The following is a 16,011-nucleotide window of genomic DNA, read 5'->3' on the forward strand; positions in this document are numbered from 1 at the left end:
AACAACTAATTGAATTAAAAAGACAATTTCATCAATCAATATCTGCTGTTTTATGACATGATATTGACTGATGAAACCCATCTTAGATTATGGTTATAAAAACTTAATTCTGTTTAAATTTTGGCGCTTCGAGAGCGACTTCTTTTACAGATTGTGTCTCGGCTACTTTTTTCAGCGCGATTATATACGCTGCAATTCTGGGCGTAACGTCATGTTTCACTGCAACTCTAAATACGGTTTCAAAACCTTTTTCTAAAATATCTTCCAGACGTTTGTTAATCTGGTGAATTCTCCATGATTCTAATAATGAGTTTTGAAGCCACTCAAAATAAGAAACCGTAACACCGCCGGCATTTGCTAAAATATCCGGAACGACCAAAACGTTGTTTTCATGCAGAATTTTATCGGCATCAGATGAAACAGGACCGTTTGCTGCTTCGATAATTATTTTTGCGCGAATGTCTTTGGCATTTTTCTGTGTAATTACATCTTCTTTTGCAGCCGGAATTAAAACATCAACATCTAAAAGCAGTAAATCTTCATGTTTAATGGCAACTGAATTTGGATAACCTTTTATGGTTTTATTATTTAGATTGTAATACAAAATCAACTCTGGAATATTAATCCCGTCCGGATTGTAAAAAGCTTCTGAAACATCGCTTACGGCTACAATCTTCACTCCTTTTTCGTATAAAAACAAAGCAGAATGCAGACCAACATTTCCAAATCCCTGAATTGCTGCCGTAGATCTTGCCGGTCTCAATTTTAATTTTTCAAGTGCAAGCAGCGTAATAATGCTTACTCCTCTTCCTGTTGCTTCTACTCTGCCTAACGAACCTCCGGAATGCAGATGTTTCCCAGTTACAACAGCATGAATCGTTTTTCCGTGAACCAATGAAAATTCATCCATTAACCAGCCCATTTCGTCCGGGCCTGTCCCCATGTCCGGCGCAGGAACATCTTTTTCAGGGCCAAAAATATCGGATAACGCTTTTGTATAAGCTCTTGTAATTCTTTCTAATTCTGTTTTAGAAAGTGTTTTTGGATCGCAGATAATGCCGCCTTTTGCTCCTCCAAAGGGAATTCCGGTTACAGCAGATTTCCAGGTCATCCAGGCGGCCAATGCTTTTACTTCATCAAGGTTTACGGCAGTATCATAACGTATACCTCCTTTTGAAGGGCCTAAAGCTGTATTGTGAATTACGCGGTATCCTTCAAAGTTTTGTTCGGTTCCGTTATCTAATGTAATCGAAAAATTTACTACAATTTGTTTCTCAGGACGTTGCAGCTTTTGTCTGATCGATTCGTCTAAATTAAGAATATCGGCTGCTATATTAAACCTGTCAATCATCGATTGAAAGGGATTCTGTTTTATAATTTCTGTACTCATAGTATTTATTTTAAATTTTTGGGGTTTATAGAATTTGGGTTTAATAAAGTTTATCGGCAATAAAATCAACAGCACATACAACACGGAATTTTTGTCTGAAAACTGTGCATCGTACTATTTAAATTTCTATTTGATCTCATTGTATTGGTTTTACTATTTCTAAAAAAAGCCTTTCATGGTGCATGAAAGGCTCAAAAAAAAAATAACTAACAAGTACTTTCTCTATTAACGCCATTTCATCCCATAGTTTGACATGCAGCACATCGTCAAGCAGCACATAAACGGGATGATATTTAGAATATAGTTTTTCATTGTTATGACAAATTTATAAATATATTTTATAAATTCTATCGAATTAGTAGAGTTAATTTTAAAAAAAATGCAAATTAACAGCAAAACAACTGTAAATTAAGACCTTAAAACAGTAAAAAAAATTACATAAATTGCGAGAAAACGATAAAAATGATCGCAATTAAGGCTAAAAAGATACCTATGAAGTTAATTTTTGATAGTTTTTCTTTGAAAAAAAGCAGACCGACAAGACTTCCTAAAACAATAACTCCCATATTCATTCCGGCAAAAACTGTTGAAGGATTTTCGGCAAAAGCTTTATGTGCTTTTAAATAAAATAGAATATTTCCGAAATTGAAAATACCAACTAAGGCTCCAAAAAGAATATTTTTAGAACTTAATTTTACTTTTTTCAAAACTACATTATACACTACTACCAATAAAGAAACGGCAAGAGAAATATCAAATACAATAAACAAAGATGTTGTATAAGGCAAAGCGGTAAAAAGCGCAATCTGTTTAAAAAGAATATCGATAATCCCGAATCCTAAAAATACAGCGGCCGGAAATATCCATTTGTTCTGATCGTTAGTTGATTGCTTTCTTAAGATGAAAAGAAGGGCTATAAAACCAATTATAAGTCCGATAACTTTATAAGTATTAAAATCTTCCTTAAAAATTAACCAGGCGGCAATTATCGGAATAAACAAAGACAAACGCTGTGCGGCATCAGTCTTTACGATTCCCATATATTTGATGGAAGTAAACAAAAACAAGAAAACAATTGGCAGTAAAACGCCCACTGCTGCATAAATATTCCAAGGTGCATCTGCATGAACAACCGTTAAATCCGGACTAAAGGTAAAATAGCAGAGTATTAAGGCTGTTACATAATTGAACGTAATAATCTGAATAGGATCTGCATTGTATTTTCGGGTTATTTTGAAAATCACACCCACCGTAACACTGCACAATACACTTAAAATAAGAAACAACATAAATTTATATTTTGAGGGGTAAAAGTAAAGTATTCTAAATTTAAAAGGCCCAGCCGGTTTTAAAAAACCGGCTAGACCAGATTAAAATTCTAAAAAGAAAGCTCTTTAAAGTTTGCTGATATAACTTCCGTACATATCTTTAAACTGATGTCCTTGTGCAAAACGATCTTTACTCAGTTTTTTATATTCTACCAATGCCCATAAAACAAATTCTTTCATGAAATACTGATCCTTTTTATCTAATTCAGGATGGTATTTTTTCAGTAAAAGATCTAAAGGTGTTACTTCATCTAAAATACTTTGGTATTCCGCATCAGAAGCATCGTCTAATAATTCGAAACCGCTTTCTGCAAAAAACCATTCGATCAAATCAGAATATGGTGTTTTTTCTCCCGGTTTTTCTAGTTTCTCAATTTTCGGAAATAAGGATGGAAACAAAGTTCGAATTGCTGAACCAATTAAATGCTGTGCTACAACAGCTGCTCCCTCCTGCTCTCCTTCATAAACCAATTCTACTTTTCCGGTAATAGCTGGAATGATTCCCATAAAATCTGATAAACGCAGATTGGTTTTATCTACTCCGGATTTTAAAGCTCGGCGTTCTGCACTGCTGATCAGGTTTTCAAAAGCCGTAATACTCATTCTGGCACTTACACCGCTTTTATTGTCGATGTATTCGCTTTCGCGTGCTTCAAAACTAATTTGTTCTAAAATATCTCTGGCTAAACTCGGCACATACACTATATCGCTTTGGTTTTGATCCAGTTTAGCTTCCTGCTGTGTAATGGTTCTTGCAATTTCTACGGTTTCAGGATAATGCGTTAAAATCTGCGAACCTATTCTGTCTTTTAAAGGTGTTACAATACTTCCTCTATTGGTATAATCTTCTGGATTTGCGGTAAAAATAAACTGCATATCAAGAGGCATTCTCAATTTAAAACCACGAATTTGAATATCTCCTTCCTGCAGAATATTGAATAATGCAACCTGAATTCTGGCTTGTAAATCAGGTAATTCGTTGATTACAAAAATACAGCGGTTTGCTCTCGGAATCATTCCGAAATGAATTACGCGGTCATCTGCGTATGATAATTTTAAATTTGCTGCTTTAATTGGGTCAACATCACCAATTAAATCAGCAACTGTAACATCTGGAGTTGCTAATTTTTCGAAGAAACGTTCGCTTCTGTGCAGCCACGAAATTGGAGTTTCATCTCCTTTCTCTTCAATTAGATCTTTTGCAAAACGCGAAATTGGATTCAGCGGATCATCATTGATTTCTGAACCTGTTACAAACGGAATGTATTCATCTAATAATTCGACCATTTTACGTGCCAAACGTGTTTTTGCTTGTCCGCGAAGTCCAAGTAAATTGATATTATGACGAGAAAGAATTGCACGTTCTAATTCTGGGATTACCGTATTTTCAAATCCGTGAACACCTTCAAAAACTGGTTTTCCGGTTTTGATTTTCTCACGAAGATTATTTCGTAATTCGTCCTTTATACCTGTGCTTTTATATCCTGCAGCTTTTAACTGCCCTAATGTTTTTATATTGTTTATTTCCATTTTTATTGAAATATAGATTTTGTTATTGTTTTTATCTTCTGCAGATTATAAGCCTTGAATTTAATTTAAACACCAGCTGGCAAAAAAACAGCGCTTCGACTTCGCTCAGCGTGACAACTGCGGCAGAGACTGATTACTGTGACTGAACACTTTACCTAACTCTCTTTTTCCTATTCGTTTCATAATCTTCAAAAATCATTTCGCCCAGACCTTTTAGTCCTGTATAAAATGCTTTTCCCTGATTAGCTTCTGTAAAATGATTTACAAAACGCTGTAGATACGGATCATTGGCAATCATGAAAGTCGTAATTGGAATATGTAATTTTCTGGCCTGCTGTGCCTGCGTATAGCATTTGTCTACGATATATTCGTCGAGGCCGTTACTGTTCATATAATACGAACCGTCACGTTCGCGCACACAGCTTGGCTTCCCGTCGGTAATCATAAAAATCTGCTTGTTCGTATTTCGTTTTCGGCGTAAAATATCCATTGCCAACTGAAGTCCGGCAACTGTATTGGTATGATAGGGTCCAACTTGTAAATAAGGCAAATCTTTAATTGGGATTGTCCAGGCATCATTTCCAAAAACCAAAATATCAAGTGTGTCTTTTGGATAACGTGTTGTGATTAATTCTGCCAAAGCCATTGCAACTTTTTTGGCAGGCGTGATTCTATCTTCGCCATACAAAATCATACTGTGGCTTATGTCGATCATTAAAACGGTGCTCATTTGTGCTTTGTGCTGTGTTTCTTCTACAACCAAGTCATTTTCAGTCAGCATGAAACTTTCGACACCGTTATTGATTTGGGCATTTCGCAGACTTTCGGTTAACGAAATACGTTCTAAACCGTCGCCAAAATTAAATTCACGAAATTCTCCGGTATGTTCATCACCATTTCCGGCATGTTTTGTTTTGTGATTTCCGTTTCCGGAACGTTTCAGATTTCCAAAAATCTGATCTAAAGCCTGCTGTCGAATCGCACGTTCTGTTTTAGCCGTAATTCCAAAACCGTTCGTTCCGTCTTCTTTGACTTCGTCTTTTATATAACCTTTCTTTTTTAAATCTTCGATAAAATCATCGATTGTGTAGTTCTCGTCGGTCAGTTTATATTCTATATCTAACTCACGAAGCCAGCTGATTGCTTCATCAAAATCACCCGAAGTATGGGTGATCAGCTCTTTGAAAATGCCAAAAAGTTTTTCAAACGGAGACTGAAAAGGGGCTTCGTACGACTTAAAATAAAAACCTTTTTTAAATTCGTTTTTCATAATTTTAAAATTACGTTTTTTTAGAATTATGAAAAACGAAACGTTTATTAATTTTTAGTTAAAATATTTAACCAAAATCTACTACTAACAGTGTTAGATATAATAATTATTCAAACTTTCCGTCAACATAAAACCAAGCGCCATTTTCGAATTTAAAAGTAGAAAATTCGTAATGTATTTGAGGTTTTTGATCAGAATCTAAAAAATAAGCTTTAAACTCAACTGTATTTTCGGTAAAACTCAAAATTTCCAGTTTCTGCCATTTATTTTCTTGTGCCCATCTTAAAATTTCTGTTTTAGAATAATATTTTCTTTCAGAAATATAGGTCGTTTCTATAAGATAATCAGCATTATGGCTAGCATAAGCAGAATATCTGGAACGCATTAAGGCCAAAGCTGCTGGTGCTTTTTGATTCTTTTGGAGATATAATCCGCAGCAATTTTCAAAAAGTAATCCTGTGTCACAAAAGCAGATTTTATTCTCCATCGACTGGTTCTTCTCCATTAATTTTAACGTGAAGCTGATTTAATAAAACCTGATAACGGCTGATTTCTCTCACTTCTTCATCTTCTTCAGCAAAATCAATCATTTCGTCTAGCGTATCACTTACTTCAAGAAGTTTATTATTGGCTTCTCTGGAATCTCCTGCAGCAATTAAATCAATGATTTCCTGAACGCTGGCTTTTAAGGTTTCGAATTTATTACTCATGGTTATTTTTGTTTGAGGTTTCAAGCTGCAGGTTTCAAGTTGCCGCATAACGTGAAACTTGAAACCTAAAACTTGAAACTATAATTTATTTACTCTTTACTTTCGTTGAATTTTTTCACAATTTCTTTCAGTTTTTCTTTGCGGGAAACTTCGGCTTGTTTTTTCTTTGCCTGGGCTTTGTGCAATTTGTCATTGTGAATTTTGATATTTCGTTCATTATTGCGTCCCATATATTGCTCTTTTAATTTCTTCTAAACTTTTTTCGGTAAAAATCAGTTCGGTAATTATCTCTTTTCTTAAATCGTTTATATCTTCATATTCAAAATGTTTTGCCCATGAAGTTAATTGCTGCAGATTTCTGACTTGTTTTAAACGTTTTGTTGTTTCAAAACTGGTCCTTAAAATTGCTTTTCCGTCGTATTTTGGATTTTTTTTATGCTGATAATTTGCTAGATTTTTTTCAAAATCGGCTTCTATATAATACAGTTTTTCATCGGCATTATCCGGATAAAACTCTTCCCAAAGAGCAAATCCTATTTTTGTTTTTGATTCAGTTTCGGGCTCACGAGCCAGTAAACGCCATTTACTATTGGCTAATCTTCCCCAATGGTTTGATACGCGATACATTCCGGCTTGGGTATAATAATAAGAACTTCCTGCTTTGCTTTCGAATTGTTTGTTTAAACCTTCAATTTCATTTGGAAGTACTTCATTAAAAACACAAAACGTATTTTTGAATGAATTAGGATGGGGTTTAAAATTTTTCTGCATGTGCAAATATACTCAGATTACGGCGAACTCCCCAAAACAAACTAAATTGATTAACTTTGCTTCTTCAATTTAAAATATAAAAACATGTCTAAAGATTCACATGAAAAATTGCCGCAAAAAGGAGTTTACACCGGCGTAATCGAAAAAGATGAAAACAACAATTATTTCTGTGGAGAATATCTTTTAGATTATAAAACGGTTGAGTCTAATTTTAAAGTTGGCGACTGGGTTACCATAAAATCTGTTATTGAGAACCCAAGCGATATCAGCTATGATAAATATCCTAAAAAGTCAAGAAACTTTGATAAAGCAAATCATAAACCGGGAAACTAAAGTTAGTTATAAGTTATGAATTATGAGTTTTAATCTACTAATTCATAATTCATAATTCATAATTCATAATTCATAATTCGAAAAGAATATTTTTTACATGAAAACTGAAAAGTTAAAAAAAAGTGTACCTTTGCAAAAAATTTGTCGATTTGAACTAAAAAAGATCAATTTCAAACTAATAGACAAGTAGTTACCTTTTATTTATGAAAAAAATAGTTGAATACCGCAAGTTACTAAACGTAGAGAAAACTGCAGAATTAAAAGATTTAAAAACAATTTATCGTAATGCGATGAAAGAATCTCATCCTGATAAATTTGTTGGAGATGAAGCTGGTCTTAAAGCTGCAGAAGAAAAAAGTAAAACGATTATCGAAGCTTACCACTTTTTAGTAAGTATTCACCCTGATACTATCAAACTTAATTTACCTGAGTACACAGAAACAATTTCAACTTGTTCTATTACTGATTTTAAATTTGTAGAAGGACGTTTGATTATTGATTTTTCTAATGGAAGTGTTTACGAATACATTAGTGTTCCTAAAGCAACTTACGTGAAAATGGTAAATGCTGATTCTCCTGCAAGGTTTGCAAAAAGACATATCTTAAATGCTTTTACCTGGAGAAAGAAAACAAATCAAGAATAATTTTATTCAAAAATATTTCAGAAAGCACTCTTTTTACAGAGTGCTTTTTTTATACTTTATTATTATAAAAATCCTATCTTCACGTTAGAAACAAAAATCAAATAGGAGTTTTAAATCAAATAAAAGCAACAAAACCCCTGATTTTAGGACGATTAGAACAAAAAAAACTATAACAAAATTTTAGGTTACAAAATTCTATATGTTTTATAATTTTAGATACTTTTGTTGCACAAATCAATTAACTAATTAATTTTTTATAATGAAAAAAATACTTTTTTTACTTACAGCTTCTGCAGCTATAATTTCATGCAGTAAAGTTAAAGATGGAGAATACCTTATTACAGGTACTGCAAAAGGAATTGAAAACGGAAAAACAATCATTCTTCAAGGTTTAGATCCTGCTACAAGAATGTCAGTTGCGCTGGATACAGTAAAAGTTGAAAATGGAAAATTTGAAATTAAAGGAAAAGTTACTGAGCCTGCTTTCCACACTCTAATCATTCAAGGTGCTAACCAGCCATATCCATTTATATTAGAGACTGGAGAAATTAATATTGAAATTGATAAAGACAGTATTCATAAATCTAAAGTTTCTGGAACTTACAACAATGATGAGTACGTAAAATTCAACGAAGAATTAAACAAAACTCAAAAAAGCTTAATTGATTTTCAGAAAAAGAATACTCAGAAAATGCAGCAAGCTCAACAGGCTCAAGATACAGCAACTATCAACAGCTTGATGAAACAATACATGGAAATTCAAACAGAAGTACAAGCTAACAGCAAAAAGAAATACTTAGCTTATGCTGAAGGCCACCCAAAATCTTTTATTTCTGTATTGATTTTACAAGGAATGATCAATGATCCAAGTACAGATATGAAAAAAGCTGAAAGTTTATACAACGCTTTAGATGAGTCTGTAAAAAATACAACTCCTGGTAAAGAAATTAAATCTAGACTAGGTCAAGCAAAAATGCCTGCGGTTGGTGCAACAGCTCCTCCAGTTGGCAGCGCTAAATGAAGAGCAGATTTTTCGGCTCCTAACCCTCAAGGAAAAGTAGTTTCGCTTAAAGAAAGCTTAGGCAAAGTAACTATTGTTGATTTCTGGGCTTCATGGTGCGGACCATGCAGAAAAGAAAACCCAAATGTTGTGGCTATTTACAAAGAACTGCATTCAAAAGGATTAAATATTATTGGTGTGTCTTTAGACAAAGATGCTGAACACTGGAAAGAAGCTATTGCAGCTGACGGTTTAACATGGACTCATGTTTCAAACTTAAAATTCTGGGATGAACCAATTGCAAAACAATATAATGTTGAATCAATTCCGGCAACTTTTATTCTTGACGCATCAGGAAAAGTGGTTGCTCAGGATTTAAGAGGTCCAGAATTGAAAGCTAAAATATTAGAATTATTAGCAAAATAATTCTCCTTTTAAAATAAGTCAAAAAAAAATCTCCTTAGGGAGATTTTTTTGTTTTATACTGTATCATAAATTCAGAAATGGAGTCTATCAACAAAAAACAAAAACCTGGCTTAAAAAAGCTCATTTGAAGAGTAATTTAAAACTGTAATGCTATTTTTAAATTCATCAGAAGCCAATTATAAAACAACATCAATATTTTTTTTTCATAAATCTTTATTTAAATATACCAGCAAAAGTAATGGCTGGCGACTTGATTTAAGAAAAAATCTAAATGTAAAACCAAAAATTTACTATAAAAATATTCCTACTTTTAAAAATAAATTAAAAAAAATACAAATTAGAGATTTTTTATTTTATTCACTTCCAATGAATTAAAAAATAACTTTAAAATAACTTAAAATTAAGTCGTTTTTTTGTTTGGAAATGTAGAAAGAGTTCCTATCTTTGCAACCGCTTAGAACAACAAAGCACAACGCTAGAGATTCGGGGAGATACTCAAGCGGCCAACGAGGGCAGACTGTAAATCTGCTGTGAAAACTTCGCAGGTTCGAATCCTGCTCTCCCCACGGAAAGGCCTAAAAGGCGGAAAACTTAAAGTTTTCATTCTTTTTAAAAAGCCACAAAAAATGTCTGAAGACCTGCAAATTCAAGGATTTGCAGGTTTTTTTTATTTTAGGCCTGTTTTCAATATTTATAAATCCTCACAAAATTAAAGGTGCAGAATCGGTGCACTTTCCGGCGCGCTGAAAAGTGCACCAGAAACAGTAAAAATCCCTTATATCATAGGGGTTAATGAGATTAACGACTTGATTTGGCAGTAATATTATTCTACATTTATTAATTTAAAAAGTAGGATTATGTTGGAAAGCAGTTTTGGTTTGGGATTCTTTTTAAAAAGACCCAAAATAGAAAGTAAAGAATGGATCGTGTATTTCAGAATAACTGTTGACGGTATCCGTAAGGAAAGCTCAACTAAGAGAAGATGGGATAATACACGATGGGATCAAAGGTTCGAAAGAGCGGTCGGCTCAAAGGAAGATGCAAAGTCGCTGAACTTCTTTTTAGATTCGCTGACTTTAAAAATCAATGAAATCAAAACCGAAATGATGTACAGCGGCAAAACCATAACCGCTGAGAAAATTATGGACGGGGTTCTGGGAAAGACAGCGCCAAAGATTAAGGTGCTCGAAGAATTTCAAAAGCATAATGATGAAATGGAGGCGCTTCTTGGAAAAGGCTATGCAAAAGGCACCCTTGACCGGTTTACCATTACTAAAAACCATTTGACTGCGTTTATAAAATTCAAGCTTAAAAAGCACGATCTTGAATTTGCGGATTTGAATCTTGAGTTTGTAAAGGACTTCGAATTTTACCTTAGAACTGTACGCGACTGCAGCAACAACACAACCCTAAAGTATATTGCAAATTTCAAAAAGATTGTAATCCGCGCCATTGATAAGGAGTTAATCACCAAGGACCCATTTAAGAACTTTAAGGGACGTAAAACAAAACTGGTAAAAAAACCACTCACCGCACAGGAATTGTACGAACTTGAAAGTCATTATTTCACAACTGACAGGCTCAATGTCGTAAGGGATGTATTTGTCTTCCAATGCTACACTGGTCTGGCTTACATAGACGCTTATCAATTAAAGAAAACTGATATCAAAGAAGGCATTGATGGAAATCTATGGATTATGTCCGAAAGGCAGAAAACAAACTCATCATTTAATGTCCCTCTTCTTCCCCAAGCACTGAAAATAGTTGAAAAATATAAAGAGCACCCGCTGTGTATCCAGCGTGGAACCGTGCTTCCTGTTTCATCCAACCAGAAAATGAATGAGTATCTAAAAGAGGTGGCAGTCTTATGCGGCTTTCCTTTTACATTAAACACGCATATGGCACGCCGTACTTTTGGAAGCACTGTGACATTAAATAACAACGTCCCTATTAATGTAGTTAAAGAACTGCTGGGTCATGCATCGGTAAAACAGACTGAGGCATATGCTATAACTGAGCAGGCCACAATCGGACGTGAAATGTCTATTCTCAATAAAAAACTCAATAAAACTGGGTCCAAAATGTCTAAGCCTGATTTGGCGGTTCTCAGCAGGCTCGAAAAGGAAATTCAGGCAATCAAAAAGAAATACAACATTTCTTCGTGATAAATAATTTTAAAGATAATAATATACACAGTATACCACTTTAAAAAGGTGCAATATAATCGCGATATAGTTTAATTATGTATAAGAATTCAATTTTACACAAAACAAAAGAGCAAATAGTAATATTTGCTCTTTAATATGTCTTTAAATCTTTCCAAGAAATCATAGCCAGATGTTCAGGTAAATATTTAAAGAATTTTTCTATGTTGGTTGCAATGGCTTATAAGATAGTGATGATTGATAACTTAATTTTATATGCAAACAACACATTATCAAAAATATAGAAAAAAAAAAATATTAGCATAAACTATCTTATGTTAAATTTTAATAGTTTGTTTTATGACACCTTTTTTAGTTATTGAACTTTCATCAGTTTCAGGATTTAAAACAATTAACTCGTCATCATCTAATTGTATTAGAACATCCAATACCTTTGCCTGACATTCCACTTCTGAGCACGTATTATCTGTAAGCATAATTATACTAGTTAAATCTTCTAAACTGTAAGTCTTGTTATAATTTTGAGCAAGTATTTTAAGAATTTCGTCAGACAATGCCAATGGTAGTTCCATAAATAGTTTTAATTTAAAGTTACAAAATAAGAATGATAATAAGTTAAGATACTAATATTTTTGAAATACTATTAACGAGCTAAATCTATCATGTTTCCGACTTCTTCAACTATTGTAGCAAGAATTGAAATCATAGATGTCGACGTCGGTCATAACTTTAGGAAGTCTTCGAAGTAAATCAATGATATTGTTTAATTTATAAAATAAAAACCACCTATTGGAGTAGGTGGTTTGAAAACATCATTTAGAAAATAAATCCTTTAAAAAGTGAAACGCTTTATAAAAATTATAAAGCCGAACAATAAATTGCATTAGTTCTCTAAATGATTTGAAAAATTTTGAAAATTGTTCGTGTAGGAACTTCAATGTTTGTTTTAATGTGTCTAGCATGATGAAATTTTTATAATTTCACTAATTGAACAATATTGCTCAAAGAATGTTTAAAGCTTTTTAAAAGTTCGAAATGATGCAAAAGAAAAGGCGTGCTTTCTAAGCACGCCTTTTCTTTTTTCTCAGAACATCTTTGTATCTTTTTTCAAATTAAAACTAGAATATGAGTTGGCTAACGTATCCGCAAAAAATAAACCTGAATCATCTAGGACTTATCTTGTTAGCATAACTCGACGTTGTGATAGTGAAGGTTTTACTTTTAATTATATAGCATATTACAATGCTGATACAGATAAATGGCATAAATGTGATGGCTTTGAAGATGACAGCATCAAAGAAATTATAACAGAACAGATTAATGCATGGCAATATTTTGAGCCTTATCTTTATTAAATGGGTTATAAAAACAAACTCTTATAATATAAAAACCCACCTGTTTAAGTGGATTTTCAATGTGGTATACTGGGTATATTATTATCATTTTAAAATATCTTTAAACTTAAAAGAGGCTATCTCAAAATATTTGAGATAGCCTCTTTTTACACAACTTAACTTCGCTTTTATATCCTGGATGATAAGATGGGGTGTACTTAATGTATCCTAAATCCTGAAGCTGTTTAAAATACTTATGATAAGTCGGCAGCGTATTCACATGTGACAGCTCCATAATTTTACTGCGGCTGACTTTAATCCTTCTTCGTTGGCCTTGCCTATAGCCTAATCCCAGTATTGCTGTCAAAATTGATAGATGCCAGACATTTAGTTTAGGATCATTACTATATATTGACAGATAACTCATTATATCGCTTTCTTTTAATCTTTTAGTGTTTATCATCATCAAATAGTTTTTGAAGATCTTCTTTATTGTAGTAATACGAGCCAAGCACTTTTTTGAAACGGACTTTTTGGCTTGTTCTAAGATTCTGTACTGAACCTGCTGAAATATCAAGCAGTTTTCTCACAGACTTGCTTTTAATCCACTCTGGTTCCAAAGTTTCTTTCCGTCCAGAATCCTTATCTTTAAATAAAGCCTGTATTTTATCTACTAGAAGAAGACCAAACTGTCTCAGATCTTCCTTGGTTACAATTTCATTCATAGTACAATTTCATAAAATTATTAATTGCAGAATCTTTAGATGTCCGCGTCAGCTGAAAACAAAAAATATACTTCACTTCCACGATTTTTTTTAAAAGATGGTCTATACTTTATATATCCATACTGATGAAGTTCCTGGACACATTTATGATACGTATTTGCTGAAGAAACTTTAGCAATAACAATAATCTCCGAGCTAAAGACAAAAATTGGATTAATAAAGCCCTTAACGGATCTAAATTGTAATAGAGCTGCATAAATGGCAATATGCATTGGACTAATCCGGTAATCATTCTCTATTGCTTTGAAAAAATCCGATAAAGGCTTTAATTTTTCCATAACTTTTAAAGTGAAGGAGTTTTTCTTTTCTTTACTTTATTATCTTTCCTCCCTGAATCACCTTCATCAGAATCTAGATTTTTTTTTTGATCTTTAGATACTGATTCTTTTTGAGATTCAGCCTTCTTCTCTTCCTTGCTCTCTCGATGGTTGATTCTTTGTAAATTTTCATCATAAACATTAACAGTCTTAAACTGGGGATTTGCCTCCACAAACATTTTACTTTCAACACCGCTAACTACGAAAGTCGCTGACTGAAGATTTCCTTTTTTAAGGGAATTTAAAAGGTCTTCTTTATACTGCGGAGTATTGAGCTCTTTGATTGAATGTTTTGCCAGACTTGCTTCCAAATCATACCCATAATTCTGATGGTATTGGTTCAGTTTAAAATTACCATTGTCAGATTGTTTAAAGTCGATTTTCAGCCAGCAATTATAGCTCTCCCCTTCTTTGTTTTTAAGATCTTTATTGACAGATCTGCCTTCCATCAAATTATATGCCTCTTTCATTGTAATGCTGGCGCTGTCTTTGTTGATGTAGAAGGTCTGTTCCAGACCAGGTTTGTTTTCTTCTTTCTGAAGATTGACATGATAGGAATTAAAAAAGTACATATCTGTCTGCTCAGACCTTTTGAAATTTAATTCTACAGTTAAGGTATCCTTATTTGGCAGACCATTGTTCATAATGCCGGTGTGCATAATTTTAAAATCCTTATCTCCCTTCATTATGTTCTCTCGCAGTTCAGCATCGAACGTTTCTCCAAATCCAGTATATTTTAACTGGTCTTTCAGGTATTCTAAATTTTTCTCATTCATTGCATTTTCATTTAAATTATTTTCTAAAATTTCTCTCCTATCTATTTCCCTTTTGGCAAATCCAGTAAGTTGTATTGCTTCATTTTCGGAAGTATCTGCCCCGCTATTCAAAACTGCTCGCAAGTCGTTGATAACTGATTCAATCGGCAGGCTCTGAAAATAATTCGCATCATTGGTCATCACCAGACAGTACTCCTTCGCATCCAATGGGTTTCTAAAAAACTCGATGCTATAGGTATCAGTCACCTCATCTGTATTAAAGGCAGCAAACCGATGGCCGTTATAAGCCATTTCCTCAGCAAACGACAGCATCATTTCAGTGTCAGCTAGATTGATTATCATAATTTATTTTAAAGCTTAAAAAGTGTCACTGCTTAATTCTGTAATCGGAATTACCTTATCAGTCAGATTATTATTAATATCCACTTCCAAATGTCTTCCGCCGTTTTTTTCAATCATCTGAAGTGTTAGATACTTATTCTCCGGGATGGTAAATTTCTCCAGAGCATAAACTTTTATTATTTCAGATTTATAAGGAATTACAGAAGAAGATGAAGTCACGTACAAAGGCTGCAGTTCAATTTCCTGCGACGCGGTACGTTTTGACTTCTTCTGGTCTCTGATAAAAAAACGGAGCTGATCAATATCGTAGTTAATCTTTGATTTGTTTTCAAAAACAATACGCAGATACAAAACATCCTGCTGGATAAAGATCCCGTTCACCTCCAGTCTGATCTGATACTTTGATTTTTTTAGACCACTGATTTTTTTCTTTTTGGAATATGCAGCCAAAGCACACTGTTCAATTCTTTTCTGATTTTCGTTTTCTAAAGAAAACAGCACATCCCTGCTTGCAGCCACTGCATTTTCAGCCTTAAAATTTAAGTCAGGGCAAGAATCGTCATAATTTAGTACAAAAACATACAATTTCCCGTCAGAAGTTACAACTGTCAGATTGGTCTGGAAAAAATGCTGTTTAGCAGCTTTTACAAGTAGTATATTCTCAACTCCTTTTGCTTTCTGTACAAGCACTTCTGCGCTTCCTTTATCTATGCTCTTGATTGTATAAGGAAAAATAATGCTTGTGGTTTTAGAAAAACCTATTTTTAGATTTTTATACTGGTCTTCGTAAAAGACAGTTTCCCTTGCGTTTGACTGTGGATTAACTGAAACACAAACCAGCAGCAAGCTGATTAAAAACAAATAATTCGCTCTTTTCATATTTTCTCTCT

General features: G+C 33.4%; 18 protein-coding genes, 1 tRNA gene and 1 pseudogene. 7 read left to right on the plus strand and 13 right to left on the minus strand.

Annotated elements, in window-relative coordinates; genetic code table 11:
• Positions 1-103: 103 nt before the first annotated feature.
• The 8 genes from FJOH_RS22405 to FJOH_RS22435 form a co-directional block, all read right to left on the minus strand.
• On the minus strand, positions 104-1,390 hold the full coding sequence (locus FJOH_RS22405) for a Glu/Leu/Phe/Val family dehydrogenase (RefSeq protein WP_193345421.1): 1,287 nt from the start codon (positions 1,388-1,390) through the stop codon (positions 104-106).
• A gap of 434 nt (positions 1,391-1,824) precedes the next feature.
• Positions 1,825-2,679: a DMT family transporter gene (locus tag FJOH_RS22410; protein ID WP_012026309.1), complete on the minus strand. Its 855-nt coding sequence runs from the start codon at positions 2,677-2,679 to the stop codon at positions 1,825-1,827.
• Positions 2,680-2,784: 105 nt separating this feature from the next.
• Positions 2,785-4,248 (minus strand): AAA family ATPase, encoded by a 1,464-nt coding sequence (locus tag FJOH_RS22415; protein ID WP_012026310.1) that lies wholly within the window; start codon positions 4,246-4,248, stop codon positions 2,785-2,787.
• 151 nt (positions 4,249-4,399) lie between these two features.
• Positions 4,400-5,518, minus strand: coding sequence for a vWA domain-containing protein (locus tag FJOH_RS22420; protein ID WP_012026311.1), 1,119 nt, complete (start codon positions 5,516-5,518; stop codon positions 4,400-4,402).
• Between the two features lie 106 nt (positions 5,519-5,624).
• Positions 5,625-6,023, minus strand: coding sequence for a YchJ family protein (locus FJOH_RS22425; RefSeq protein ID WP_235023052.1), 399 nt, complete (start codon positions 6,021-6,023; stop codon positions 5,625-5,627).
• The gene (locus tag FJOH_RS22430; protein WP_044048528.1) at positions 5,995-6,228 is read right to left on the minus strand and encodes a hypothetical protein; all 234 of its coding nucleotides are present in this window, start codon (positions 6,226-6,228) and stop codon (positions 5,995-5,997) included. Before FJOH_RS22430 ends, FJOH_RS22425 begins: the two co-directional genes overlap by 29 nt.
• Before the next feature lie 89 nt (positions 6,229-6,317).
• Positions 6,318-6,458 (minus strand): hypothetical protein, encoded by a 141-nt coding sequence (locus FJOH_RS27080; RefSeq protein ID WP_085950295.1) that lies wholly within the window; start codon positions 6,456-6,458, stop codon positions 6,318-6,320.
• Positions 6,445-6,999, minus strand: coding sequence for a hypothetical protein (locus tag FJOH_RS22435; protein WP_012026314.1), 555 nt, complete (start codon positions 6,997-6,999; stop codon positions 6,445-6,447). The genes FJOH_RS27080 and FJOH_RS22435 overlap by 14 nt, the downstream gene beginning before the upstream one ends.
• Before the next feature lie 84 nt (positions 7,000-7,083).
• Between FJOH_RS22435 and FJOH_RS22440 the strand changes: the two genes are divergently transcribed.
• From FJOH_RS22440 to FJOH_RS22470, 6 genes and pseudogenes are all read left to right on the plus strand, one after another.
• On the plus strand, positions 7,084-7,332 hold the full coding sequence (locus tag FJOH_RS22440; protein ID WP_012026315.1) for a hypothetical protein: 249 nt from the start codon (positions 7,084-7,086) through the stop codon (positions 7,330-7,332).
• Between the two features lie 203 nt (positions 7,333-7,535).
• On the plus strand, positions 7,536-7,976 hold the full coding sequence (locus FJOH_RS22445; RefSeq protein WP_012026316.1) for a KTSC domain-containing protein: 441 nt from the start codon (positions 7,536-7,538) through the stop codon (positions 7,974-7,976).
• Positions 7,977-8,235: 259 nt separating this feature from the next.
• Complete coding sequence (locus tag FJOH_RS22450) at positions 8,236-8,997, plus strand: DUF4369 domain-containing protein (protein WP_012026317.1); 762 nt, start codon at positions 8,236-8,238, stop codon at positions 8,995-8,997.
• Between the two features lie 66 nt (positions 8,998-9,063).
• Positions 9,064-9,402, plus strand: a pseudogene (locus FJOH_RS22455) (TlpA family protein disulfide reductase); the annotation flags it as partial.
• 485 nt (positions 9,403-9,887) lie between these two features.
• Positions 9,888-9,968 (plus strand) — tRNA-Tyr (locus FJOH_RS22465).
• 291 nt (positions 9,969-10,259) lie between these two features.
• On the plus strand, positions 10,260-11,567 hold the full coding sequence (locus FJOH_RS22470; RefSeq protein ID WP_012026318.1) for a site-specific integrase: 1,308 nt from the start codon (positions 10,260-10,262) through the stop codon (positions 11,565-11,567).
• A 317-nt stretch (positions 11,568-11,884) separates the two neighbouring features.
• On the opposite strand, the gene FJOH_RS22475 is transcribed toward FJOH_RS22470, so the two are convergent.
• Positions 11,885-12,139 (minus strand): hypothetical protein, encoded by a 255-nt coding sequence (locus FJOH_RS22475; protein ID WP_012026319.1) that lies wholly within the window; start codon positions 12,137-12,139, stop codon positions 11,885-11,887.
• 558 nt (positions 12,140-12,697) lie between these two features.
• On the opposite strand from FJOH_RS22475, the gene FJOH_RS22480 reads away from it, so the two are divergent.
• Positions 12,698-12,922 carry a hypothetical protein gene (locus FJOH_RS22480; protein ID WP_044048021.1) on the plus strand — a complete coding sequence of 75 codons (225 nt, stop codon included), beginning with the start codon at positions 12,698-12,700 and terminating at the stop codon, positions 12,920-12,922.
• Positions 12,923-13,350: 428 nt separating this feature from the next.
• On the opposite strand, the gene FJOH_RS22490 is transcribed toward FJOH_RS22480, so the two are convergent.
• From FJOH_RS22490 to traN, 4 genes are read right to left on the minus strand one after another with little or no spacing between them, the layout of a single operon-like run.
• Positions 13,351-13,626 (minus strand): hypothetical protein, encoded by a 276-nt coding sequence (locus FJOH_RS22490; RefSeq protein ID WP_012026320.1) that lies wholly within the window; start codon positions 13,624-13,626, stop codon positions 13,351-13,353.
• A 35-nt stretch (positions 13,627-13,661) separates the two neighbouring features.
• Positions 13,662-13,964, minus strand: a complete 303-nt coding sequence (locus FJOH_RS22495; RefSeq protein WP_012026321.1) for a hypothetical protein — start codon at positions 13,962-13,964, stop codon at positions 13,662-13,664.
• A 5-nt stretch (positions 13,965-13,969) separates the two neighbouring features.
• Positions 13,970-15,121 carry a hypothetical protein gene (locus tag FJOH_RS22500; protein ID WP_012026322.1) on the minus strand — a complete coding sequence of 384 codons (1,152 nt, stop codon included), beginning with the start codon at positions 15,119-15,121 and terminating at the stop codon, positions 13,970-13,972.
• A gap of 15 nt (positions 15,122-15,136) precedes the next feature.
• Complete coding sequence (traN, locus tag FJOH_RS22505; RefSeq protein WP_012026323.1) at positions 15,137-16,000, minus strand: conjugative transposon protein TraN; 864 nt, start codon at positions 15,998-16,000, stop codon at positions 15,137-15,139.
• Between the last annotated feature and the right edge of the window lie 11 nt (positions 16,001-16,011).

It is taken from the genome of Flavobacterium johnsoniae UW101 (assembly GCF_000016645.1).
In the GTDB taxonomy this organism is placed as follows: Bacteria; Bacteroidota; Bacteroidia; order Flavobacteriales; family Flavobacteriaceae; genus Flavobacterium; species Flavobacterium johnsoniae.

Bases quoted from the DNA above. Each gene is read 5' to 3' on its own strand.
- FJOH_RS22495 (WP_012026321.1), bottom strand. From the start codon at position 13,964: ATGGAAAAATTAAAGCCTTTATCGGATTTTTTCAAAGCAATAGAGAAT.
- FJOH_RS22415 (WP_012026310.1), bottom strand. From the start codon at position 4,248: ATGGAAATAAACAATATAAAAACATTAGGGCAGTTAAAAGCTGCAGGA.
- traN (WP_012026323.1), bottom strand. From the start codon at position 16,000: ATGAAAAGAGCGAATTATTTGTTTTTAATCAGCTTGCTGCTGGTTTGT.
- FJOH_RS22500 (WP_012026322.1), bottom strand. From the start codon at position 15,121: ATGATAATCAATCTAGCTGACACTGAAATGATGCTGTCGTTTGCTGAG.
- FJOH_RS22490 (WP_012026320.1), bottom strand. From the start codon at position 13,626: ATGAATGAAATTGTAACCAAGGAAGATCTGAGACAGTTTGGTCTTCTT.
- FJOH_RS22410 (WP_012026309.1), bottom strand. From the start codon at position 2,679: ATGTTGTTTCTTATTTTAAGTGTATTGTGCAGTGTTACGGTGGGTGTG.
- FJOH_RS22430 (WP_044048528.1), bottom strand. From the start codon at position 6,228: ATGAGTAATAAATTCGAAACCTTAAAAGCCAGCGTTCAGGAAATCATT.
- FJOH_RS22440 (WP_012026315.1), top strand. From the start codon at position 7,084: ATGTCTAAAGATTCACATGAAAAATTGCCGCAAAAAGGAGTTTACACC.
- FJOH_RS22405 (WP_193345421.1), bottom strand. From the start codon at position 1,390: ATGAGTACAGAAATTATAAAACAGAATCCCTTTCAATCGATGATTGAC.
- FJOH_RS22450 (WP_012026317.1), top strand. From the start codon at position 8,236: ATGAAAAAAATACTTTTTTTACTTACAGCTTCTGCAGCTATAATTTCA.
- FJOH_RS27080 (WP_085950295.1), bottom strand. From the start codon at position 6,458: ATGGGACGCAATAATGAACGAAATATCAAAATTCACAATGACAAATTG.
- FJOH_RS22445 (WP_012026316.1), top strand. From the start codon at position 7,536: ATGAAAAAAATAGTTGAATACCGCAAGTTACTAAACGTAGAGAAAACT.
- FJOH_RS22420 (WP_012026311.1), bottom strand. From the start codon at position 5,518: ATGAAAAACGAATTTAAAAAAGGTTTTTATTTTAAGTCGTACGAAGCC.
- FJOH_RS22475 (WP_012026319.1), bottom strand. From the start codon at position 12,139: ATGGAACTACCATTGGCATTGTCTGACGAAATTCTTAAAATACTTGCT.
- FJOH_RS22425 (WP_235023052.1), bottom strand. From the start codon at position 6,023: ATGGAGAAGAACCAGTCGATGGAGAATAAAATCTGCTTTTGTGACACA.
- FJOH_RS22435 (WP_012026314.1), bottom strand. From the start codon at position 6,999: ATGCAGAAAAATTTTAAACCCCATCCTAATTCATTCAAAAATACGTTT.
- FJOH_RS22470 (WP_012026318.1), top strand. From the start codon at position 10,260: ATGTTGGAAAGCAGTTTTGGTTTGGGATTCTTTTTAAAAAGACCCAAA.